Source organism: Veillonella sp. HPA0037 (assembly GCF_000411535.1).
In the GTDB taxonomy this organism is placed as follows: domain Bacteria; phylum Bacillota; class Negativicutes; order Veillonellales; family Veillonellaceae; genus Veillonella; species Veillonella atypica.
Map to the genome: position 1 here is coordinate 831,253 of NZ_KE150483.1, position 24,503 is coordinate 855,755.

Here is a 24,503-nt window from a genome sequence, read left to right on the forward strand (position 1 = left end):
ACATAAACAAGAAAAAATAACATAGACGAAAAAAGAGACCCTATCGGGTCTCTTTTACATCTTATTCAGATTATTTTTTGCGTTTTTTTGCAGGAGCTGCGTTAACTTGTTCTTTCAAACCTTTACCAGCTTTGAATGCAGGAGATTTGGAAGCTTTAATAGTGATAGTTTTACCGTTTTGTGGGTTGCGGCCTTCACGAGCAGCGCGTTCACGAACTTCGAAAGTACCGAAGCCGATAACTTGAACTTTACCACCAGCAGCTAATTCTTCAGCAACTGTGTCGAATACAGCTTTTACCGCTTTTTCAGCGTCTTTTTTAGTCAATTCAGTTTTTTGTGCAACACTTGCGATTAATTCTGTTTTATTCATGACAGAACCTCCTTAAAAATACAATACCCGAGATTACTAACATACCTCTAGGTTACTTTTCCTGCACTTTAGCCTCCTCCCAAAAAGCATCCAGCTCAGCTAATGAAAAGTCTTCCCATGAGCGATCGCTTTGGTTAACACAAGCTTCTACATGTGAAAAACGCTGTCGGAACTTAGTGTTTGTGCGATTCAGTGCATTTTCACCGCTTATTTTATACCATCTAAAGAGATTAATCAAGGAAAAAAGCACATCTCCAGCCTCTTTTTCCATATTTTCTCTATCTTTTAAGGCCACAGCCTCCTTAAATTCACCGATTTCTTCACTTACTTTTGCCCAAATTGGCTCCAGCTCATCCCAGTCAAAACCTACCTTTCCGGCCTTATCTTGTAGCTTTTGAGCAGCCACCAATGCAGGTAAACCCTTGGATACTCCATCTAATACACTTTTTCGTATATTTCCCTTTTCTTGTGCTTTTAATTCATCCCAAGTGTATGTTTTTCCTTTATTGTCAGGATTTTCTTCTGGAAATACATTAGGATGACGATGAATCATCTTCTCAGTTACGTCATTTATTACATCTTGTAATGTAAAAGCTCCTGATTTTTCAGCAAGACTACTATGAAACACGATTTGTAATAATACATCACCTAGCTCTTCACGCAGATTATCCATATCTTTATTATCAATGGCATCCACTACTTCGTAGGTTTCTTCAATAAAATAACGGCGCAATGATTCATGAGTTTGCACCTTATCCCAAGGGCATCCATTAGGAGAGCATAATTTTTGTACCACCTCTACAAGAGGTTGTATATCAATATTGGTCTTCATAGATTTGATTCTCCTCTGCTTGGCGTTTACGCAATCGTTTTCCAATAACAGGCATATGATACATATCATCCATTACGATAGCCTTAGTAATCCAAAGAGATAGTATATATACAATGAAAGCAATAAGGATGGATATAGCTACGGCAGCGCCATTACCAACCATATCGACAAGGAACATAAAGCTAACTTGTGTAGCACCACCCATAGCCATAGCGGAAATGATGATTTTCAATAGGTTCATACATTGAATAATACTACCTACATACCGTTTTACAAATACTAGATTAATTAAGGCAGCGATGGCGAAGTTTAAGTTCGTAGCCCATGCAGCACCATTAATACCGAGTTCAATGGACCCGGTCAATTGATAGTCTAAGATAGCTTTCACCATAAGCCCTATAAAAATAGACAGCATAGGAATAATGGTGCGCCCTAATCCTTGTAATATACCAGCCGTAATCTGTTGCCATCCTAAAAAGATAATACTAAGACTAATCACGGCAATAACGGGACCTGCATTGGGCGTTGCATATATTAACTGAGAAATAGGCGTTGCCAATACGCATAAACCTACACAAGCCGGTATAGCAAATAAATTGGCAATCTTCATCGCTGTACTAGCACGCTCGATTATACGACCCTTATTCCCCGTTGCATGCGCTTCGGATACAGCCGGTACGAGGCTCGCTGCGAGAGCCGTCGTTAAAATAATAGGTAATCCAATTAATGACGTTGCCATCCCTGTCAAATATCCAAACTGTGTAGTCGCCTCATGTAAATAGTAGCCAATATCCATCAATCGTTTTGGAACGATAAAAGTATCAATTAAAGATACCATAGGCAACATAATATTGGCCATGGAAACGGGAATAGCTAGGGCAAATAAACGTTTAATAACCGCACTAGTACGTTCTATAGGGGCCTCTTCATTTTGCTCACTTAGCATCTGCTGACGCAAACTACGTTGAGACCTATAAAAATACACAAGTACGATTAAACCCGCTAATACGCCCGGAAATGTAGCAAAGGTAGCGCCACCTGCGGCCAGATGTAATCCGGAGTCGATAAAATAGTACGCAAGCCCCACCATGGACCCTACGCGAAATATTTGTTCAAAAACCTGACTTGTCCCGGTAGGAACCATATATTGGAAACCTTGGAAATAGCCTCTAAAACAGCTTAAAATAGTGACAACAATAATAGCCGGCGATAATAATTGAATCGGTATTAAAGCCCTTGGATCCGTTATAATGTTCCATTTTATAAGCCATTCTGCACTAGCATAAAGTCCCACACTAAATATAATACCTACTAGTGTAAGCACCCGTAAGGATACATTAAAAACTTGTTGTACCCCACGCATATCTCTATTCGCCAATTTTTCAGCAATCATAATGGAGATTGCCACAGGAATCCCTGCAGCCGAAATACTAACTATAATCTGGTATATCGGATAGGCCATCATATAGAGACCTATCCCCTCGCCTCCAAGAATACGAGCGACGAGTACCTTACTGAAAGCACCAATAATTTTAACGATAACACCAGCTATTGTTAAAATCATGGCTCCCTTTAAAAATCGGTTCATAGGCCCCCCTTAGATTTCTTTGACAACTCCTTCATCACCGCTTCTGTAATCGTTAAAATAGATTCCTTTAATCCATTCAAACTGATGTATAATGACGCAGGTTTTGTGTCCATGAACTTCATTTTCTTCCATAAATCTTCGCGAACAGCACCCATATCCCAATCGGCCATTTTTGAATCATCTTGCCAATGGATGATGAGCTGACCCTCGCGACGAACGATGCTCTTAATCCCCAACAAACGAGCCTGTTCCTTAATTTGAGCGACTCGTAGTAAACGATCTACCGGATCCGTTGGTGTACCAAAACGGTCGATAAGTTCATCCGTCAAATCATCAAGCTGCGCTTTATTCTTGATTTGTAACATCCGTTGATATACGGAAATCTTGCGCGCACTATCCTTGATATAGGCATCATCTATGAAAGCATCGATTTCAAGGTCAATGGCAGGATCTGGTACTACCTCTTTGACAACCTCTTTATTTTGTGCTTTCGCAATGGCTTCCTCTAACATAGATACATACATGCCAAAGCCGACCGATGCGATATTACCATGTTGTTGTGAACCTAATAGATTACCAGCCCCTCGAATTTCCAAATCGCGCATAGCCAGTTTAAATCCCGCCCCTAATTCTGTGAATTCTTCGATGGCTTTTAAACGTTTTTCTGCCGCTTCTGAAAGCATCTTATCAGGTCGATACATGAAATATGCATAGGCGCGTCGTCTAGACCGACCTACACGGCCACGCATTTGATAGAGTTGAGATAAGCCTAAACGATCCGCATCGTATATGATAATCGTATTGGCATTTGGTATATCAAGGCCTGTTTCAATGATGCTTGTACTGAGCAATACATCATAATGACCTTCATAGAAATCGGTCATAATTTCTTCGATTTGACGGCCTGTCATCTGTCCATGTGCAATAGCATAACGCAAATCTGGCAACGCCTGTTCTAATAGTTCACCCATATGATTAATCGATGCTACCCGATTATACACGAAGTAAACCTGTCCCCCTCGAGCAAGTTCTCGTTTAATTGCATCAGCTATGAGATTCATATCGTATTCTACTACATAGGTCTGTACTGGTAGTCGATCCTCTGGAGGTGTACTAATGACCGACATTTCACGAACACCTACAAGAGACATATGAAGTGTCCGTGGAATAGGTGTCGCACTTAAGGTAAGGACGTCAATATTATTAGCCCATTCCTTCCATTTTTCCTTTTGTGCTACGCCAAAGCGTTGCTCTTCATCGACGACGAGGAACCCTAAATCTTTGAATTTTACCTTTTTATTTAACAAGGAATGTGTGCCGATTAAGATATCGATAGAACCATTTTCGACGCCCTTTAGCACCTCTTTCTTCTCCGCTGTAGAACGGAATCGATTGAGTACATCTACCTTTACACCAAATGGATTAAATCGATTTAAAAACGTTTGGTAATGTTGCTGAGCTAATACAGTAGTTGGTACCAATACGGCCACTTGCTTACCGCTCACAACGGCCTTAAAGATGGCACGCATAGCGACCTCTGTTTTACCAAAGCCCACATCCCCCGCTAACAAGCGATCCATCGGTGTTGGTCGTTCCATGGATTCTTTAATTTCTCGCGTAGCTTGTAATTGGTCCTCTGTTTCCTCATAAGGAAAGGCATCTTCAAATTCTTGTTGCCACGGTTGGTCCGGCAAGAACGCAAATCCTTCTGTAATTTCCCGTTTCGCATACAGTTCAACTAGCTTATCCGCCAAATCATCAATGGATTTCTGTGCCTTTGTAACCGCTTTACGCCAATCGCTACCACCCATCTTATGAATGCGAGGTACATCGCCTTCATTGCCGATATACTTTTGCAATTGATCTAAATTACTAGCAGGCAAATACAGTCTATCTGTTCCGGCATAAGCAATTTCAATGTAGTCTCGATGAATACCTTCTGTTTCAATCGTTTTTAATCCCACATATTTACCGATACCATGCATGCTGTGAACAACGTAATCGCCGACCGATAAATCCGTGAAATAATTAATTTCTTGGCCCTTTTTAGGCTTATTGCGAAGTTTGCGTTTTTGCTGCCCGTAAATATTGCCTTCTACAACGACGACTAAATGGCTATGCGGTAATTCAAAGCCATCAGTTAATAAGCCTTGCATAACGTGAACCGTATTAGGCTCAAAATCCCAGCTTTCACAAAGCTTATACGGAATGGCATCACCATGCAAAGCCTTTTCTATGCCTTCACGGCGCTGCAAATTATTAATCACAAGCACAACTTGATTGCCCAGCTTTTGCCACTGCTTGATTTCATCCATCAACAATGGAATTTGACGCTCAAAGCTCGTCATCGTTTTACCTTGAATGCCAATCGGATAAAATCCAGCTAGCCCTATAGAACGCTGTTGCATGAATGTGAAAGCCACCTCAATCTTAGCATCTACAGAGCGTTGTAATTCAGACCATTCACAATGTTGCTTGCGATGTGTTGTATCTTCTTTTAAGAATTTCTTCAACGCTTCTTGAATGCGCACCGGTTCATCATAAATGATAAGTCCATCCTTTGCATAAGATAGCAATGTACTATCTGCGTCATCACTAGTTAAGAAGAATGGTGTTACCGTATAGGCATCTACCGTTTCAATAGACCGTTGTGTATCTACGGAGAAATGGCGCATCGTGTCGATTTCATCGCCAAAGAATTCCATACGTATTGGATCATCACTATTCACAGGGAAGATATCAAAAATATCTCCGCGCACAGAAAAATGACCACGTTGTTCTACCTGGTCTACGCGTTCATATCCAATTTTAACTAATTTTTCTAACAGCTCATCTCGCTCTATAGATTGAGAAACCTCAAGATGCACACTTTGAGATATAACATATTGAGGACTCACTACATATTGCGTGGCCTCTTCTATTGTAGCGAGGACTACAACAGGACGATTCCAGGCCAACATACTGAGCGCTCGCATTTGAGCCCCTTGTCCTTCAAGGCTACGAGCTACGGTAGTAAATTCTACACGTTCTGTAATGGGAAATGGCAATACCTGCACATTAGGCCAGAAAAACGCCAAATCCCGTTCCCACAATTCTTTATGTTCTTTATCGTGCACCACGATAATAATAGATTGTACTTGTTCCTCTGGAACAGCACAACTTAAGAGGAACGACTTTTGCGATCCGCTTAAACCATATATAACTGACTTTCCCTTTTGGCGAAACGCCTTTAGCCCATCTGTCATAGATGGGTTTTGTGAAAGCAGTGTATCAATTGAAGTATCCATACTGCACCATATATAATGATTATCTATATAATATCTTAAACATATCTGTTACAAGTACAATAGTACTGATAATTTATTATAGCATATTTACGAATATGCAAAAAAACACCTATCTTCTTGAATAGATGTAAATGGGCAAAAAAAAAGCACCTACAGGTGCAAATATAGTTGGTGCGGGAGAAGGGACTTGAACCCCCACGCCGTAAGGCGCCAGATCCTAAGTCTGGTGCGTCTGCCAATTCCGCCACTCCCGCGTACCGACTGAAATTATAATACCACTTATTATATATGACGTCAATCATTTTTTGTAATTTTTATAAGACTTCATCATACCTATATAATTAAATACATATGTAATAACAATTTCAAGATACTTATATATCCATCAATGTCTCAATGTCAAAATTTGAAAGATCAAAAAAAGAGATGGTCCAAACACCTAACCTAGGTGCTAGGACCATCTCTCTTTTTAGGATGATGATGAATAAATGCATGCCCTACATTTACCAATAAATATATTAACAGACATAACAAAAGCCATGCTGATAATACCAAACGGTATATTCACCATGACTGCTCTAACAATACAGAGATTATAATTTGTGTACTACAAAACATCATTTACACAAAAAAATCCTTTTTACGGGTACGTAAAAAGGGAGTCTCAAACTTCTCCTCCCTATCACTCGTAGGTCAAATGGTGAATGTTGAATAGGCAGTTCTCCTGACTCGGTGTCAACGCTCATCTAGCCTTCCCAGTTTCCCAGTGACTTAATTAGACTCGCTCAACCATACAGTGGCGGGACCGTGCTGGCCTTTAACCAGCTTCTCTATTATGCTTTTCAGCACCTATTCCCAAATATGATGTTGTCTATGTGTTTATATTATCACCGTATGTTACTTTCGTCAAACCTTTTTTACATTTTCATAAATAAATATTTATAATACACTAATAACAAAAGACTATATTTCAATCTATCTATTATCTCATCATGCTTTCATGTATAATGATAGAGTAATTTACATTATGGAGGTCATTATGTATATCGGAGACATTATAAAAGCATTCCGCGAGGAACATCAACTTTCACAAGAAACATTTGCAGCAAAAGCAGGTTTAACAGTTAGCGAAATCAATACACTAGAACAAAACTTTCAAGACGGGTCTTCTACACCCGTACCAGTTGCGATTCGACAAATAAAAGGCATTGCTCAAGCCATGGAACAACCAATGCCGGTTATCATGAGTCAAATACCATCCAACCAACAAGTTGTGGTCAACGTCGTCGCTGAATCAGATCAGCCTCATGCCAAATAAGGAGCAAACACCACACTATGAAAAAATTAGCTATTCTAACGCTTACATTCCTTGCCTTAACGGGTAGTGCCTACGCAGTTAATATAGGTGACCTAGAGAACGCTAGAGGCTATTCCTATATGTATCGCATGAACGGCCAACAATACTATGCAGATAATCGCGTCATCGTCCGTGCAGGCGAAGGCAATAACTACGAAATCATCGCAAAAACATATAGCCATCAAGGCGCCATGTATTACATGACAGAATATATCAATCATTACTATTTCAACCAAGATGCTGATACCATCTATTGGACACAAGATGAAATCAATCTAATTGATGCTCGTACAGGTCAAATTCTACGTAGAAACATTAAGAAAAACCCTAAGCTAAAAGAATTAAAACCAGACACCTATGGTTATATGCAAGCCATCTATTCTAAAAATATGGCAATTGCTGCAGGACAATTAAAAGAAGTATCCAACTAACAAAACGGAGCTGTTAATACAAAGCAGCTCCGTTTTATTATTGTTAAGCCTCCGTATATAAGGTCCTACAAATTAGTACAGGCCTGTTCTATCTCTGAGTTGGCCTATCTATATGAGGCCTACGAATTAGAACAGGCCTGTACTATCTCTTAGATGGCCTATCTATATGGGGTCCTACAAATTAGAACAGGCCTGTACTATCTCTGAGACGACCTATCCATATAGGCTCCCTACGAATTAGAACAGACCTGTTCTATCTCTGAGATGGCCTATCTATATGAGGCCTACAAATTAGAACAGGCCTGTTCTATCTCTGAGACGACCTATCTATATAGGGTCCTACGAATTAGAACAGGCCTGTTCTATCTCTGAGACGACCTATCCATATAGGCTCCCTACGAATTAGAACAGGCCTGTACTATCTCTGAGTTGGCCTATCTATATGAGGCCTACAAATTAGAACAGGCCTGTTCTAATTCTAAAAAGGCACTTAAGTTAATATTAGTCAATAAGATCCATAAAATATAGTTAGACAAATAAAAAAGGCTCTCTGTCAAATGTTGGGGTATTCACCCTACGAGTCTTCTTTGGCACCAATCATAGTTATGGTTGGTGCCATTCTTTTTGCTCAAAAGTAGAATACGTACTCTAAATCTACCAAAGTGGCGAAGTCCATAGCTTATCCGTTTTAATACTTTAATTTTGTTGTTAGTTCCTTCTGTGTATCCATTAGAATATGGAAGTAAGAATGCATTAGTTAATTGCGTCATCCATGCAGGAAATGATGTAAAGAAGTTATTAAATTCATTTAAGCCAGATGCTTTTACTAATTCCATCCAATGCGTTAAATGTGCAGCTATTCTTTGTTTACCATAGATTGAAAAGATTTTTCTAAAAGAAAGTTTTAAAGCATATGCTTTTCGTAAATCATCAGATATTCTGAGTATTTCACAGAGCTTAATATGTTCGGCTTCCGTTAAATGGTCTGGATGCTTCATTAGTACACGTCGATTCTGTTTTAACATACGTGAATAAGCAGCCAGTTTATGTTGCTCACGCTTTCTAACTCGCTCTACCGCCCAATCTACAAGTCGACATACATGGTATCGATCACAGATAATATGCGCATGTGGAAATAGCGCCTCCATGATGCGCTTAAATTGTATGGACATATCCATTACAATAAACTTAACTTGTAGGCGATCCTTATGTTTAAATGATGCAAAATAGTGGATTAATGCTTGCGTATCACGTTTCGGTAAAATATCTAATATTTCATGTGTATCTGGATTAGTTAAATTAACTTGGTATTGGTAGCCTTCTGCATTTCCTTTAAACTCATCAATACCAATCACAGTGGGTAAGGTCTTGGGCTTAGGTATAGTGATCATAGAGCAATAACGTAATACTGTAGTAATAGATGTATCACACTCGTTAGCAATAGCTGTATAGGTTACACTTTCAGTAAGTTTATCAAATAGCATTCTAATATTAGTTACACTTAGTTGCATATGTTTTCGTACAAATGGATTGCTTTCAGCAAAAGAATGACCACAATGCGGACAAATATACCGACGCTGTCTGTATTTTCCAATTAGTGGACCTCGTTGTACTTTTCCAAACTTTACAGTACGTATGCGGTAATCCTTAATATGCTTTGTGCTTTCTCCACACTTTGGGCAAATATGTGATGTTGCTGGTAATTCTATGTCAAAAATAAATATTCCGTCTAATTCATAGCTATTTGTAATATATTCTTGTTTTACATTATGTAAAAATTCAGTATAATCAGTAGTAGGCATATAAGCTCACATCCTTTCTTTAGGACTTTGACACTTTTATTGTAAAGCATGTGAGCCTTATATGCTTATTTTTTTGCAAAAAAATAATGTTGGAAGTGACACCGTAGTGGTGTCACCCCAACATTTATTATAGAGCCATAAAAAAACTCACACATTCGTGTGAGTTTTATTTTGGTGACCCAGAAGGGATTCGAACCCCTGGCCTTTTGATTCGTAGTCAAACGCTCTATCCAGCTGAGCTACTGAGTCATGTACTTGGTACTTGATTATATTAACATAATGACTAGCTTTTTGCAAGCATTATTTTAATATTTTTAAGTAACTTTTTTATAGAATTGCGACCCGAAGGTCGCAGCTCTAAAGTTTGGCAGGGGCAGTAGGACTTGAACCCACAACCAACGGTTTTGGAGACCGCTACTCTACCAATTGAGCTATACCCCTATGCACATCAAGTGTACTTGATACTTGAATATAATACCAAGAAGCGCCCCCATCTGTCAAGGTAATTCTAAGATATTTAAGAATTTCATCTTTTTTATATAATATATAAATTACTATCAAAATACAAAGATAATTGTCCCCTCACTTTCATGTATACAAACAGATAATTATTCTATAACAATACTATTTATACGAAAAAAGGAAAGAGCCCTTTCGGGCTCTTTTTGTCTACTTAACTTTTATCTTTATATATACGGGAGATGGTATATATAATTAGAGAGTTTTGTATATGTATTGTTTTTTATACACAGGGAGAGTATTGTTGTGTATTTAAGTGTTGTTTTATGTGTTGTATTGTTTTGTGTTGTGTTGTTTGTATTATTTGTAAAAGGGACAGATAAAAGTTATTAAGTAGTAGACCTCCATTTCCTAGTTGATCTCAATCAACTATTGATAGTATAAAGATTCTATATGAATTATGAGTGAATAGAATTTAAACAAATTGTAAAATGAGTAATTTTTTGTGCATATTTAAATATGATGTATGAATCACATACGTCTCTACGCACCTCTATCACCCCATACTCTACTTTTTTCAGGTACGCTGGTCGGACACTACATGCAGGCTTATATAACAAAAAAGACTAACCATTCGGTTAGCCTTTTTAACTTAATCAGCGACTTCCTATCCTCCCAGGCCGTCTCCAGCCAAGTACTTTCGGCGTTTACGAGCTTAACTACTGTGTTCGAGATGGGAACAGGTGGACCCTCGTAGCTATCGCCACTGAATCTGTCAGAGTTTGTACTCTGAAAACCACATAGAAGGTATATATATTTGTTGCACATTTCCGCTTATTGTTATTAAGTAAAGCCCTCGATCTATTAGTACCAGTCAGCTCCAAACCTCACGGCTCTTCCACACCTGGCCTATCAACCATGTCGTCTACATGGAATCTTACTAGCTTATGCTATGAGAAACCTCATCTCAAGGCTGGTTTCACGCTTAGATGCTTTCAGCGTTTATCCGTCCCGAACGTAGCTACCCAACTGTACCCTTGGCAGGATAATTGGTACACCAGCGGTTCGTCCACTCCGGTCCTCTCGTACTAGGAGCAGCCCCCTTCAAGTTTCTTGCGCCCGCGATGGATAGGGACCGAACTGTCTCACGACGTTCTGAACCCAGCTCACGTACCACTTTAATCGGCGAACAGCCGAACCCTTGGGACCTACTTCAGCCCCAGGATGTGATGAGCCGACATCGAGGTGCCAAACCTCCCCGTCGATATGGACTCTTGGGAGAGATTAGCCTGTTATCCCCAGGGTAGCTTTTATCCGTTGAGCGATGGCCCTTCCACTCGGCACCACCGGATCACTAAGCCCGACTTTCGTCCCTGCTCGACCTGTCCGTCTCGCAGTCAAGCTCCCTTCTGCCTTTACACTCTTCGAGCGATTTCCGTCCGCTCTGAGGGAACCTTTGGGCGCCTCCGTTACTCTTTAGGAGGCGACCGCCCCAGTCAAACTGCCCGCCTAAGACTGTCCAGCCGGTTGTTAATCGGCCTGTTAGAAATCAATTAATCAAAGGGTGGTATCCCAACAACGACTCCTCTAAGACTGGCGCCCTAGATTCTAAGTCTCCCACCTATCCTGTACATTCATTAACTAAGTTCAATCTTAGGTTGCAGTAAAGCTCCATGGGGTCTTTCTGTCCAGTCGCGGGTAACCTGCATCTTCACAGGTACTTCAATTTCACCGGGTCCCTCGTTGAGACAGTGCGCAAGTCGTTACACCTTTCGTGCGGGTCGGAACTTACCCGACAAGGAATTTCGCTACCTTAGGACCGTTATAGTTACGGCCGCCGTTTACTGGGGCTTCAATTCAGAGCTTCGACCGAAGTCTAACCCCTCCTCTTAACCTTCCAGCACCGGGCAGGTGTCAGCACCTATACATCAGCTTTCGCTTTAGCAGGCACCTGTGTTTGTGGTAAACAGTCGCTTGCGCCTCTCTTGTGCCACTCATTCATGCTCCACGCGTTACTGCCCTTCACACTACATGAGTCCTCCTTTTCCCGAAGTTACGGAGGCATTTTGCCGAGTTCCTTAACGAGGGTTTTCCCGCGCACCTTAGGATTCTCTCCCCGCCTACCTGTGTCGGTTTTGGTACGGGCGATGTGTCTCTACCTAGAAGCTTTTCTCGACAGTGTAGGATCAATCACTTCGCTGTAAACAGCTCGTCATCACATCTCAGCTTTTAGAGCTACGGATTTGCCTATAACTCAACCTACATGCTTAAACACGCACTTCCAATCGCGTGCTGACCTACCTTACTGTGTCACTCCTTCGATCAAACGATTCACACCGGTACAGGAATTTCAACCTGTTGTCCATCGCCTACGCTTTTCCGCCTCGGCTTAGGTCCCGACTTACCCTGAGACGACGATCGTTGCTCAGGAACCCTTAGGCTTTCGGTGGAATGGATTCTCACCATTCTTTTCGCTACTCATACCGACATTCTCACTTCTCACCAGTCCACAACTCCTTACGGTACTGCTTCAATCCGATGAGAACGCTCCCCTACCCATATACATTGCTGCATATGACACGACTTCGGTTTCATACTTTAGCCCCGGACATTTTCGGCGCAGAGTCTCTCGACCAGTGAGCTATTACGCACTCTTTAAATGGTGGCTGCTTCTAAGCCAACATCCTGGTTGTTTTGGAAATTCCACATCCTTCGCCACTTAGTATGACATTGGGGACCTTAGTCGGTGTTCTGGGCTGTTTCCCTCTTGACAATGGACCTTATCATTCACTGTCTGACTCCCGAGTATAAGTATAGCCATTCGTAGTTTGACTAGGTTCGGTAACCGGTATGGCCCCTAGCCCGATCAGTGCTCTACCGCCTATACTCTCAACCTCGAGGCTAGCCCTAAAGCTATTTCGGGGAGAACCAGCTATCTCCGTGTTCGATTGGCATTTCACCCCTATCCACAACTCATCCCAAAGCTTTTCAACGCTCACGAGTTCGGTCCTCCACACAATTTTACCTGTGCTTCAACCTGGCCATGGATAGATCACTACGGTTTCGGGTCTACTATCACTAACTGAACGCCCTGTTCAGACTCGCTTTCGCTGCGGCTCCATGTTTTCCACTTAACCTCGCTAGCAACAGTAACTCGTCGGTTCATTCTTCAATAGGCACGCCGTCGTCCTGATATATATACAGACTTCGACTGTTTGTAAACATACGGTTTCAGGTTCTCTTTCACTCCCCGCCAGGGGTTCTTTTCACCTTTCCCTCACGGTACTATGCGCTATCGGTCGATATCAGTATTTTGGCTTGGAGGGTGGTCCCCCCTGCTTCCCACAAGGTTTCACGTGTCTCGTGGTACTCTGGATACAGTCCCATGTATGCAAGGTTTCGATTACAGGGCTTTCACCTTCTGCGGCTGAGCTTTCCAACTCGATTCTTCTACCTCATTTACACTTGATGACTGTCCTCAACCCCGATGCGGTTGCCCGCTCCGGTTTGGCCTCTTTCCCGTTCGCTCGCCGCTACTAAGAAAATCTCGTTTGATTACTCTTCCTCTGGGTAATTAGATGTTTCAGTTCCCCAGGTGCCCTCCTCATACTCAAAGGTATGGGTGACAGTGCATAACCACTGCCGGGTTCCCCCATTCGGAAATCTACGGGTCAAAGGTTGCTTGCACCTCTCCGTAGCTTATCGCAGCTTACCGCGTCCTTCTTCGGCTGATATCGCCAAGGCATCCGCCGTACGCCCTTAAAATCTTTACTTAGATTTTATGACATGCATTAGATACATTGTCGTTTATTTTGTAGCCGTACATTTTCATGTACGTCACCAATAAGTCAGAGAATTATTTCCTATGTGCTCGGGTCAACCTACTTAGAAATTCTAAGAGATGACCTTACAAATATATATAATAATTATCTTCTATGCAGTTTTCAAAGAACAAATAGAGAGTCTTTACAGATCTCTCAAAACCGAACAATGTTAGGCGGCCAAAGTGTCGACCTAAGTGACATCCAAGCTCTTGGCTCGGTGTATGTCTCCCTAGAAAGGAGGTGATCCAGCCGCACCTTCCGATACGGCTACCTTGTTACGACTTCACCCCAATCATCGACTTTACCTTAGACGGCTGGCTCCCGAAGGTTACCCCACCGGCTTTGGGCACTTCCGACTTTCGTGGTGTGACGGGCGGTGTGTACAAGGCCCGGGAACGTATTCACCGCAGTATGCTGACCTGCGATTACTAGCGATTCCGACTTCACGTAGGCGAGTTGCAGCCTACGATCCGAACTGAGAGAGTGTTTCTCGGGTTTGCTCCACCTCGCGGTTTCGCTTCCGTCTATTAACTCCCATTGTAGTACGTGTGTAGCCCAGGTCATAAGGGGCATGATGATTTGACGTCATCCCCGCCTTCCTCCGCATTGTCTGCGGCAGTCTCTCATGAGTTCCCACCCGAAGTGCTGGCAACATAAGATAGGGGTTGCGCTCGTTGCGGGACTTAACCCAACATCTCACGACACGAGCTGACGACAACCGTGCACCACCTGTTTTCTGGCTTCCGAAGAAGAGGAACTATCTCTAGTTCTGTCCATCAATGTCAAGACCTGGTAAGGTTCTTCGCGTTGCGTCGAATTAAACCACATACTCCACCGCTTGTGCGGGCCCCCGTCAATTCCTTTGAGTTTCAACCTTGCGGTCGTACTCCCCAGGCGGGGTACTTATTGCGTTAACTCCGGCACAGAAGGGGTCGATACCTCCTACACCTAGTACCCATCGTTTACGGCCAGGACTACCGGGGTATCTAATCCCGTTCGCTCCCCTGGCTTTCGCGCCTCAGCGTCAGTTTTCGTCCAGAAAGTCGCCTTCGCCACTGGTGTTCTTCCTAATATCTACGCATTTCACCGCTACACTAGGAATTCCACTTTCCTCTCCGATACTCTAGATTGGCAGTTTCCATCCCATCACGGGGTTAAGCCCCGAACTTTTAAGACAGACTGACCAATCCGCCTGCGCGCGCTTTACGCCCAATAATTCCGGACAACGCTTGCCACCTACGTATTACCGCGGCTGCTGGCACGTAGTTAGCCGTGGCTTTCTATTCCGGTACCGTCAAATCCTCGCACTATTTGCACAAGAACCATTCGTCCCGATTAACAGAGCTTTACAACCCGAAGGCCGTCATCACTCACGCGGCGTTGCTCCGTCAGACTTTCGTCCATTGCGGAAGATTCCCCACTGCTGCCTCCCGTAGGAGTCTGGGCCGTGTCTCAGTCCCAATGTGGCCGTTCATCCTCTCAGACCGGCTACTGATCATCGCCTTGGTGGGCCGTTACCCCTCCAACTAGCTAATCAGACGCAATCCCCTCCTTCAGTGATAGCTTATAAATAGAGGCCACCTTTCATCCAGTCTCGATGCCGAGATTGGATCGTATGCGGTATTAGCAGTCGTTTCCAACTGTTGTCCCCCTCTGAAGGGCAGGTTGATTACGCGTTACTCACCCGTTCGCCACTAAGATTGATAGAAGCAAGCTTCCATCGTTCTTCGTTCGACTTGCATGTGTTAAGCACGCCGCCAGCGTTCGTCCTGAGCCAGGATCAAACTCTCCAAGATATCTTGAAGCTATTTGAATAGCTCATTATGTGTTGTCGTTACATTTAAGTAACTTTGAATTATGGTTGGTTTTGACTATGTCAAAACCCGCACTCTGGCATATGTTCAATCATATGATTGATTACCTATCATTGTTCAGTTTTCAAAGATCTGTACCAGTTAGACCAGATATTATCTAGCTCTGAAGCACTTTCGTTTAAAGTGTTTCACCAACTGGCGACTAGATTATAATATCATGTCGACCATTCAGTGTCAAGCACTTTTTATAATCTTTTTTAGAATTTTGTAATTACCTCTATGTGAGGGATTTATATAAAATTCCAAATTAACTAACAAAGAATCTAGATTGTATCTAGTGTTTCCTCATTAAGAAACAGTCGCCTCAACGACTGTATGGTTATTATAGTACAAACCACATACCTACGCAACCCCTAATTCTCATTTTTACAAAATTTCACTTTTAACTCATTTTTCAATAAAATATATTGATTTTACGCAATCTATTTTGTACAATATACTTAACTTACGATGATATACATGAATACCATACTTATAAAGATATACATGTCATATTTCAGGGGTATTTCCCCCGTTCTTTTAATACTATATAAGGAGAGATATATGAAATTCTCAAAACGGTTATTTACCAAAACAGTTGCTTTGGCTGCTATTTGTGCTTCTGTGGCTACGGCAAGCTTTGCAGCACCACAAGGATCTTTTGATACATCTGAGATCCATGTCACTGGTCAGGCTTCCCGCTCTGTGGCGCCTACCTATGCAATACTCACACTAGGCATTACAAGTGAAAACACAAATATCAACGCCGCTAAGTCAAATAATGATCGCATCATGAGCGACCTTATTAGCAGACTTTCAAATTTAAATGTTGCAAAAAAAGACATTTACACGTCCAATATTTCAATCAATCCTACTAATGATTACCAAGAAGGCAAACGCGTTAATACAGGATACAGAGTATCTAACCTTGTAACAGTTAAAATCAACAACTTGGATAGTGTAGGTAAGGTCGTAGACGCAGCTGTCAATGCTGGTGCAAATGACATAAACAGCCTTTCATTCCAAAATGACACATCTCAACAACTATCCGATTCTTTAACTACAGAAGCCATTCAAAACGGCCAACACAAGGCTGAGGTAATTGCTGCTGCTCTAGGCCGCACCTTAGGTCCTGTAAAAACTGTAAACATTAGCAACACAGAAACAAGTACATTCGACCAAGGCTATTATCGCAGTGCCAAAGTGCTTGCTGCAAATCTTAGCACTTCTACACCTGTTGAAAAAGGATCGTTAATCGTATCTCAAGATGCAGATATTGTATACTATCTACAATAACAACTATTGTTTATAGATTGTTAGTTACATGCTATGTCCATTACGTTTTAGCAACATAATCGACTATGGTCTATAATCAATTACTTTCAAACAACAAACATAACAAAAGACCGTATAACATACGATACTAACTATGTTATACGGTCTTTATTTTTGTATTATTTTGTAGTGGATTCTGGCACAACACCTTCGTGAACCGCCACAATGCCACCAGTTAATTCAGTATAGGTAGCATTTTCATAACCTAAAGACTTCCAGATTTCTAAAATCTCGCTTTGATGAGGATAGCGACGCAAAGATTCAGGCAACCAGGCATAGGAAGAATTATCCTTACTTAATTTGCCTATAATAGGTAATATATAGGAGAAGTAAAAATTATATAGTTGCTTAAACCCAAATGCACTTGGTTTAGCGAGTTCCAAGACTACAACCTTACCGCCTGGTTTTACAACGCGTTGCATTTCGGATAGCACTTGTTTAATATCAGGTACATTCCGCATTGCAAAGCCACTCATAGCCGCATCAAATGTATTATCCGCATAAGGCAAAGCCATCGCATCGCCTTGGACCAGGTTCACTTGGTCTAACAGATCCGCGTGAGCCATACGCTCACGACCTTGCTCTAACATTTCTGCATTAAAATCTAATGCTTCTACCGTCAAAGTCGGCTCTTGGCGCAATGCTTCTTTCGTAAACACACAAGTACCACAAGCTACGTCCAGCACATGTTGATAAGGTCCAATATTCATTTCTTTAACGGCGAACTTACGCCAGAAATAGTCTTGCCCAAAGCTGAGCAATGTATTCATCAAATCATAATTTTTGGCAATATTAGAAAATACACCTTGCACAAATTGTTCTTTGTCTTCATACGTGTTAAATTCTTTAGTATTCATGGTACCCACTTTCATAATCAAGAATATCACATGTTGACAGTATACCATAACCAACGATGACATTCTAGAACTTAGACGAATTCTAATATATATACTATATATACAAAGAATTACAAAATGTTCACATAGAAAAAAATGCATCATATAATTAGTATTTATCTATTGAATTATAACAATGTTCGTTATATAATGACATATGTCTTTTCTATGAGGATTTATTATTTCTCTTCGATAAACGACAGAATTCATTGTTTTATGTAGTCTAATTAAGTATTGGAGTCTATTATGAATCGATTTATGAAATCCATTAATAGAGTCAGCCTCATCCAACAAATCATCATCGGTATGATTATCGGTATTTTGACGGCTCTCTATGTCCCTGATATTGCAAACGAATTATCGCTATTAGGGGTATTATTTGTTGGTGCCCTCAAAGGTATTGCACCAATCCTTGTATTCTTCTTAGTCATCGCGGCGATTAGTAAACATCGCTCCGGACAAAAAACAGGTATGGGCTCCGTAATTACGCTCTATCTATTAGGTACATTCCTTTCTGCTGCACTTGCCGTACTCGTGAGCTGGTTCTTCCCAACTACATTACATCTAGCAGCTAGTGCCGCTGATGCAGCGCCTCCACAAGGCATTGCGGAAGTCATGAAAACTTTACTCAAGAATATCGTTGATAACCCTGTAAAAGCATTAATGTCCGCTAACTACATCGGCATTTTAGGCTGGGCTCTTATCATCGGTGGTGCTCTACGTCATGCACCTATGAATACAAAAGAAGTAATGGAATCCATCTCTCAAGCAATTACGACTGTAGTAGGTTGGATTATCCGCTTCGCACCTCTTGGTATCATGGGTCTTGTGGCTGATTCCATCGCAACAAATGGTATCGAAGCACTTATCAGCTACTTCCAACTTCTCGTATTACTCTTAGGCTCCATGATTTTCGTTGCCTTGGTAATCAATCCACTTTTATCCTTCATCTACTTACGCCGAAACCCATATCCATTGGTGTTCAAATGTTTGCGCGAATCTGCTATCTATGCGTTCTTTACACGTAGCTCCGCAGCCAACATTCCTGTCAACCTTGACTTGGCTAAACGTTTGAAACTTAACCCTGATATGTATTCCGTATCCATTCCATTGGGTGCGACTATCAACATGGGTGGTGCTGCAATCACAATTACTGTTATGACATTAGCTGCTGCTCATACATTGGGCATCATCGTGGATGTACCTACAGCTATCCTTCTATCCGTTATCGCTACTATCGGCGCTTGCGGCGCTTCTGGCGTAGCAGGCGGCTCCTTGCTTCTCATTCCGTTGGCATGTTCCCTATTCGGTATCTCCAACGATGTGGCTATGCAAGTAGTAGGCGTTGGTTTCATCATCGGGGTATTACAAGACTCCACAGAAACAGCACTCAATTCCAGTACAGATATTCTCTTCACTGCTACTGCAGATTATGCAAAACGTGGCTATCACGAAAACTGGGATTAAACCATCATATAGAACAAGACGATCCATGAGGTCGTCTTTTCTTTTTGTGAAAGTTTACCCTTACGCCAACTTTCACTAATAACAAAAACAATATATTTTCTATATTGATTATTTTCAATATAATGGGGTATAATATATTTAATAATAATAACTATTACTAGATATATATAGAAAGGAATCAACATGAAACAATACGATATTATTGTAGTGGGTACAGGTGGTGCAACCATCGTTGCTGACGCTGCTATAAAAACAGGTAAAAAAGTAGCTATCATAGAAAAAGGTAAATTTGGCGGCACATGCCTAACTCGCGGTTGTATTCCTACAAAGGTTATGGTAACAGCTGCGAATGCGGTACAAGAGGTAAAAGAGTTCGGCAAAATAGGCGTCAATGTTGGCGATGCAACAATGGATTGGGGCACTGTAGCTAAACGTACATGGCATATGATTGACAAGTCTGCAGGCATCTATGATTACTATAACGCTTATGACAACGTAGATGTATATCGCGGTGCTGCAAGCTTTGTGTCCGATAAGGTGATGAACATCCACCTCAATGACGGCTCTGGCATCGTAGAAATTACAGCCCCAACCATCGTTCTTGGCACTGGTGGTTATAGTAATATTCCAAATGTACCTGGTCTAAAAGAGGCAGGCTTCCTTTCTAGTGAAAGCCTCTTTGGCGACAAGTTTCCTAAACAACCGTACAAATCCCTTGCCATTTTAGGCGCTGGTCCTATCGGCGTAGAGTTCGCTCATGTATTTGACTCTGCTGGTACCGACGTAACAATTATTCAGCATAATGTACGCCTAGTACCAAAGGAAGATGCGGATATGTCCGAGCATCTCCTTAACAATTATAGAGAGCGTGGTATTAACATAATTCTAAATCAAGATACCGTAGAGGTTCGCCAAGAAGATGGCTTAAAAGTCGTCGTTACAAAAGATCGTACAACAGGTGAAATCACAGAAACTAAGGTTGAAGAAATTCTTGTAGCCGCTGGTATCCGCCCTGCTACCGAAGAGTTACACCTTGAAAATACAGGTATTGAAACATGGCCAAAGGGCTGGATCAAAACAAACGAGTTTCTTGAAACATCTGTGGACGGCATCTATGCGTTAGGCGATGTGAACGGCGAACCTGCATTCCGTCATCGCGCAAACTATGAAGCGGATATCATTGCACATAATCTTTACTTTGCCAAAAATGAAGCAGATTTCCGTTGGGCCCGCTACGACGTGTTGCCAAAAGTTACCTTCTCCTATCCTGAAATCGGTAGCGTAGGTCTTACTGAAGCAGAAGCAATTAAGGCTGGTTACAATGTAGGCACAGGCAAAAACTTCTATTCCTCTACTGCCAAAGGCTATGCTATGGGCATTGATCCTGGTGATGTAAACGACGGCTTTGTAAAAATCGTGGTCGACAAAGATACAAACCATATCCTTGGTATTCACGTAATCGGACCACAAGCCTCTATCCTATTCCAACCATACGTTAACCTTATGAACAGCGGTGTAACCCCATTAACAGCCATCAATGAAGAAATCGCATCAGAGCGCACAAAACGATTGCGTAAAAAAGGTATTATGCGCAACATGGATCCTAGATCCGTAATCACCGTAGGTGAAACAATGAGTCCACATCCATCTCTTATCGAGGTTATTATGTGGACACAAGCGTACTACGAAAACCGTTGGTAATCGATTGTACCTAACAAATGAAATAGGGAGTCAACATCATTAGATATTGACTCCCTCCTTTTTTTATATTATTTTTTATCCATAACGATGTCATGGCCCCATACGAGGTTCGTACGGCGTTTGTCAAAACCTTGATCTGGTTCTGGAGGTAATTTTGTTGCTTTACTTTGTTCAATGTAAGCACCGGTATTACCATCAACAGTCACTACTGTTTTCTTACCATTTTGATGCATCGTTACATAGTAATTAACTTTACCATTATGAGCTTCAACCTTCCAGCCCTTCATAACAGCATCTGCACCTAATTGCGCTTTAGCAGCTGCTTCTGCTTGAGATGGTTCGATAACTTTATCTTTGTTGAAGATTTCACCAATAACGCGTTTAGGTTTGCCACCTTCGCTCATATCGGATTGATTACCAGTGATGATATCAATCTTCATTTTGTATTCGTGATATTTGCTATATCCAGTTACTTTGTAAGCATAGGCCAAATCATTGGAATTCAATTCTACAGAGTGCAACGCTGCATTAGGGAAACGATTTTGGAAAATCGTACCAATTTCGCTCATTGTCATAACCACAGATTGACCAGGTGCACGTTTAATCGTAATATCTGTGCTTGTTTCTGGTTTAGTCTTACGCGCTTGCGCTTCATACGGTGTGGCTACGGAAAAAACACCAACGGCCAACACACCAGTCATAACCAAAGATAGTAATTTTTTATTCATTATAATCCTCCCAATAGTAATCGGATTCTACAAACTTGTATTTTTATTTATATTACAGCTAATAAATGCTATAAGCCTTCATTAGAGGCTAAACGTTCTTCAACGTCAGTCATCAGTAATTTATAGCAAGTGGCTACTAATGGCACGCCTATAATCATGCCTGTAACGCCCATCAAACTACCGCCTATGATAACAGCGGCAAATACCCATAAGCCAGGTAACCCTACAGAATTACCTACGATTTTTGGGTAGATCACATTGCTTTCAATTTGATGTAAAACTTCTAAAATGATGACGTAAATCAACGCATCCATAGGGCTAATAGTAAGCAATATAACGGCTCCCATCAAGCCGCCTACATATATACCCACTAATGGAATTAAACCGGTGAGACCAATAACACAGGCAATGGTCGTAGCATAGGAAATATTACAAATCCATAATGTAACGCCCACCATGATACCTAAAATCAAGGCATCGATAAACTGTCCTACAAAGAAACTACTAAATGTTTGAACAGCAACCTTGGCCACATAGGTTACACGATTCACCCACGTATCAGATGCATAGGCTTTCAAAATACGCTTACCTTGCGACATGAGGCGTTCCTTATCGAGTAGCATGTAAATGGCAAAGATAAGACCTAATGCAATATTTACGGTCCACGAAAGAATCGTGCCCATCGTATTCACCACATAGGTGCCACCCTTGGTCCCCCATTCACGCGTATAGTTAACTACACTTTCACCATTCAAGGTATTTAATACCGTAGGGTTCGAGGCCAATGGAATGGTATTACTTAAATGATAAATCCAATGTTGAAAGTCTAGATATAGCTGCGGTGCTGCGGACACGATAAGTGTAATGGAATGCACTAACTGCGGCACAGCCATACGGGCAATAAAGTACACAATGAGACTAATCGTCACAAAGGATAGGATAATGCTCAACGGACGACGAATCTTATACCGCCACCCCGATTCGATACGCGGCCATAACCAACATTCATAGCGGACGACGAGAATATCGAGGACAAAGGCCATGCAGGCACCTACGATAAGCGGTACAAAGGCCGTTATCAATGCATCGATGCCCGATGCTATATCGCTAATGCGCAAGGCCACCAATATCATGAGTCCTGCAAGGATAATCGCGCCGATAAGCTCCTTATAATATTTAAATTTTTCCATACTAATAACTCACTTTTACTAAACACATGGTAAGTATTGTACACAATGTAAATGAAAGCTATATGACAACGATCAAATTACATATGTACAGTAGTATTTCTAATAGATTTAGTATAACACAAAAGTCCATCTTATCGCACTCAAAATATATAGAGAGACGAAAAGATGGACTTGTATAGGCTTAGATTAAATTGAGAGAACTCAAATTAGCGGTGAATGAAAACGTCTACACGACGGTTTTCAGCTTTGCCGTTTGCAGTTGCATTAGTAGCAACAGGTTTTGCATCACCATTAGCGATACCGATCAAACGGTTAGCATCTACACCATTATTTACCAAGTATTGTGCAACATCTTGTACACGGCGTTCGGACAAGCCAATGTTGTATTGAGGGTTAGCATCAGTATCAGCATTGCCCAACAATTTTACTTGGTCGTTTTTGTATTGGTTAGCAGCGTTCAATGCAGCTTGTAAGTTAGCACCTTGGTCTGCACGAGGAACGTCTTGGTCAGAATCAAAGTAGATGGATTGTACATAGTAATCAGCTTTAGCTGGTTTTTGTACAGGTGCTGCAGTGTGTTCAACTACAGGAGCTGGAGCTGGTGCTGGAGTCATAACGATTGGTTCAGCTTTTTCAGCGCCACCGAAACGGTAGGACAAGCCAACTACAGGACCTTGGAAAGATACATTGTGGTTATCAGTTGCTTTTGTATTTACATAACGGTAACCAGCATTGATATCAAGATCATCAGTTGCTTTGTAACCTAAACCTGCTTCCCAAGTTGTAGTTTCTTTTGTACCGATACCAGCTTTGCCGTATACGTCTACTTTAGAACCTAAAGCAGTTTTACCGATAATACCAACTTGAGCGATATTGTTTGTATGGTTGATAGCATCGCTATGAATACGACCAAAACCACCATACAATGCAAAGTTTTTGCTCAATGTTTGAATCAAGTTTACTTCTTGCATGTTGGAATCAACATGTTTAGAGTTCAAACCATGGTAACCGTATTGGATAGCAGTTTTGTCGCGTAATGCGTGAGTGATATTGCCATCGAAATTCCATTTGTGAGCAGCTTTAAAACCGTCTGCTTTAGTTTCAACGCTTGCAGCGCCAAGATCAACTTGAGTTTCACCTTTTGTAAATTGTGTTTGTGGTGTAGCACCTACAACAGAAATACCCATTGTAGCTACAGCCAATAATGCTACTAATTTTTTATTCATTGTATTATTCCCTCCATTAATCACCCTTACATACATAAGGGCTTTTTTAACGATAATTCTATTGTACACAACACTTCGAAAAAAATCAATATTCTAATGAAAACCTTATGAATATATACAAATTTTCGGTCATGCCAACGATATTATTCGATATAAT

14 protein-coding genes, 3 tRNA genes, 3 rRNA genes and 1 riboswitch are annotated in these 24,503 nt (G+C 41.4%); of the genes, 5 read left to right on the plus strand and 15 right to left on the minus strand.

The features are described 5' to 3' along the window. Positions 1-70: 70 nt before the first annotated feature. The 5 genes from HMPREF1477_RS03915 to HMPREF1477_RS03935 form a co-directional block, all read right to left on the minus strand. Entirely contained in the window at positions 71-370 is a 300-nt protein-coding gene (locus HMPREF1477_RS03915) for an HU family DNA-binding protein (protein WP_005381952.1), read from the minus strand. Between the two features lie 52 nt (positions 371-422). Further along, a complete protein-coding gene (gene mazG / locus HMPREF1477_RS03920; RefSeq protein ID WP_005381939.1) occupies positions 423-1,202 on the minus strand; it encodes a nucleoside triphosphate pyrophosphohydrolase in 780 nt (259 codons plus the stop codon). Continuing rightward, complete coding sequence (locus HMPREF1477_RS03925) at positions 1,186-2,790, minus strand: polysaccharide biosynthesis protein (protein ID WP_016475899.1); 1,605 nt, start codon at positions 2,788-2,790, stop codon at positions 1,186-1,188. Before HMPREF1477_RS03925 ends, mazG begins: the two co-directional genes overlap by 17 nt. Next, the gene (gene mfd / locus HMPREF1477_RS03930) at positions 2,787-6,077 is read right to left on the minus strand and encodes a transcription-repair coupling factor (RefSeq protein ID WP_016475900.1); all 3,291 of its coding nucleotides are present in this window, start codon (positions 6,075-6,077) and stop codon (positions 2,787-2,789) included. The genes HMPREF1477_RS03925 and mfd overlap by 4 nt, the downstream gene beginning before the upstream one ends. 169 nt (positions 6,078-6,246) lie before the next feature. Further along, positions 6,247-6,331: transfer RNA gene (locus HMPREF1477_RS03935), tRNA-Leu, on the minus strand. 442 nt (positions 6,332-6,773) lie between these two features. Beyond that, a riboswitch (cobalamin riboswitch) is annotated at positions 6,774-6,945 on the minus strand. 171 nt (positions 6,946-7,116) lie between these two features. On the opposite strand from HMPREF1477_RS03935, the gene HMPREF1477_RS03940 reads away from it, so the two are divergent. Beyond that, a complete protein-coding gene (locus HMPREF1477_RS03940) occupies positions 7,117-7,395 on the plus strand; it encodes a helix-turn-helix transcriptional regulator (protein WP_016475901.1) in 279 nt (92 codons plus the stop codon). A gap of 17 nt (positions 7,396-7,412) precedes the next feature. Then, positions 7,413-7,865 carry a hypothetical protein gene (locus tag HMPREF1477_RS03945; protein WP_009661397.1) on the plus strand — a complete coding sequence of 151 codons (453 nt, stop codon included), beginning with the start codon at positions 7,413-7,415 and terminating at the stop codon, positions 7,863-7,865. Positions 7,866-8,434: 569 nt separating this feature from the next. Here the strand turns inward: HMPREF1477_RS03945 and HMPREF1477_RS03950 are convergent. From HMPREF1477_RS03950 to HMPREF1477_RS03975, 6 genes are all read right to left on the minus strand, one after another. Further along, positions 8,435-9,667 carry an ISL3 family transposase gene (locus tag HMPREF1477_RS03950; RefSeq protein WP_016475902.1) on the minus strand — a complete coding sequence of 411 codons (1,233 nt, stop codon included), beginning with the start codon at positions 9,665-9,667 and terminating at the stop codon, positions 8,435-8,437. A gap of 172 nt (positions 9,668-9,839) precedes the next feature. Beyond that, positions 9,840-9,916 (minus strand) — tRNA-Arg (locus HMPREF1477_RS03955). A 116-nt stretch (positions 9,917-10,032) separates the two neighbouring features. Then, positions 10,033-10,108 (minus strand) — tRNA-Trp (locus HMPREF1477_RS03960). Positions 10,109-10,780: 672 nt separating this feature from the next. Continuing rightward, a 5S ribosomal RNA gene (gene rrf, locus HMPREF1477_RS03965) occupies positions 10,781-10,897 on the minus strand. A 73-nt stretch (positions 10,898-10,970) separates the two neighbouring features. Then, positions 10,971-13,899 (minus strand): 23S ribosomal RNA (locus HMPREF1477_RS03970). A 284-nt stretch (positions 13,900-14,183) separates the two neighbouring features. Then, positions 14,184-15,746 (minus strand): 16S ribosomal RNA (locus HMPREF1477_RS03975). Together the 16S, 23S and 5S rRNA genes form the textbook arrangement of a ribosomal RNA operon. A 621-nt stretch (positions 15,747-16,367) precedes the next feature. On the opposite strand from HMPREF1477_RS03975, the gene HMPREF1477_RS03980 reads away from it, so the two are divergent. After that, complete coding sequence (locus tag HMPREF1477_RS03980) at positions 16,368-17,099, plus strand: SIMPL domain-containing protein (protein ID WP_005383646.1); 732 nt, start codon at positions 16,368-16,370, stop codon at positions 17,097-17,099. Positions 17,100-17,257: 158 nt separating this feature from the next. On the opposite strand, the gene HMPREF1477_RS03985 is transcribed toward HMPREF1477_RS03980, so the two are convergent. Beyond that, a complete protein-coding gene (locus HMPREF1477_RS03985; RefSeq protein ID WP_038148068.1) occupies positions 17,258-17,995 on the minus strand; it encodes a ubiquinone/menaquinone biosynthesis methyltransferase in 738 nt (245 codons plus the stop codon). Between the two features lie 285 nt (positions 17,996-18,280). On the opposite strand from HMPREF1477_RS03985, the gene sstT reads away from it, so the two are divergent. Beyond that, positions 18,281-19,501, plus strand: coding sequence for a serine/threonine transporter SstT (gene sstT, locus HMPREF1477_RS03990; RefSeq protein WP_005377270.1), 1,221 nt, complete (start codon positions 18,281-18,283; stop codon positions 19,499-19,501). Between the two features lie 183 nt (positions 19,502-19,684). After that, complete coding sequence (locus HMPREF1477_RS03995; protein ID WP_016475904.1) at positions 19,685-21,202, plus strand: NAD(P)/FAD-dependent oxidoreductase; 1,518 nt, start codon at positions 19,685-19,687, stop codon at positions 21,200-21,202. A 68-nt stretch (positions 21,203-21,270) separates the two neighbouring features. On the opposite strand, the gene HMPREF1477_RS04000 is transcribed toward HMPREF1477_RS03995, so the two are convergent. The 3 genes from HMPREF1477_RS04000 to HMPREF1477_RS04010 all read right to left on the minus strand — a co-directional run bounded on the left by HMPREF1477_RS04000 (position 21,271) and on the right by HMPREF1477_RS04010 (position 24,346). Beyond that, entirely contained in the window at positions 21,271-21,930 is a 660-nt protein-coding gene (locus HMPREF1477_RS04000; protein ID WP_005377261.1) for a PepSY domain-containing protein, read from the minus strand. A 68-nt stretch (positions 21,931-21,998) separates the two neighbouring features. Beyond that, the gene (locus tag HMPREF1477_RS04005; RefSeq protein WP_016475905.1) at positions 21,999-23,120 is read right to left on the minus strand and encodes an AI-2E family transporter; all 1,122 of its coding nucleotides are present in this window, start codon (positions 23,118-23,120) and stop codon (positions 21,999-22,001) included. A gap of 206 nt (positions 23,121-23,326) precedes the next feature. Then, positions 23,327-24,346, minus strand: coding sequence for an OmpA family protein (locus tag HMPREF1477_RS04010; protein ID WP_016475906.1), 1,020 nt, complete (start codon positions 24,344-24,346; stop codon positions 23,327-23,329). Positions 24,347-24,503: the final 157 nt, after the last annotated feature.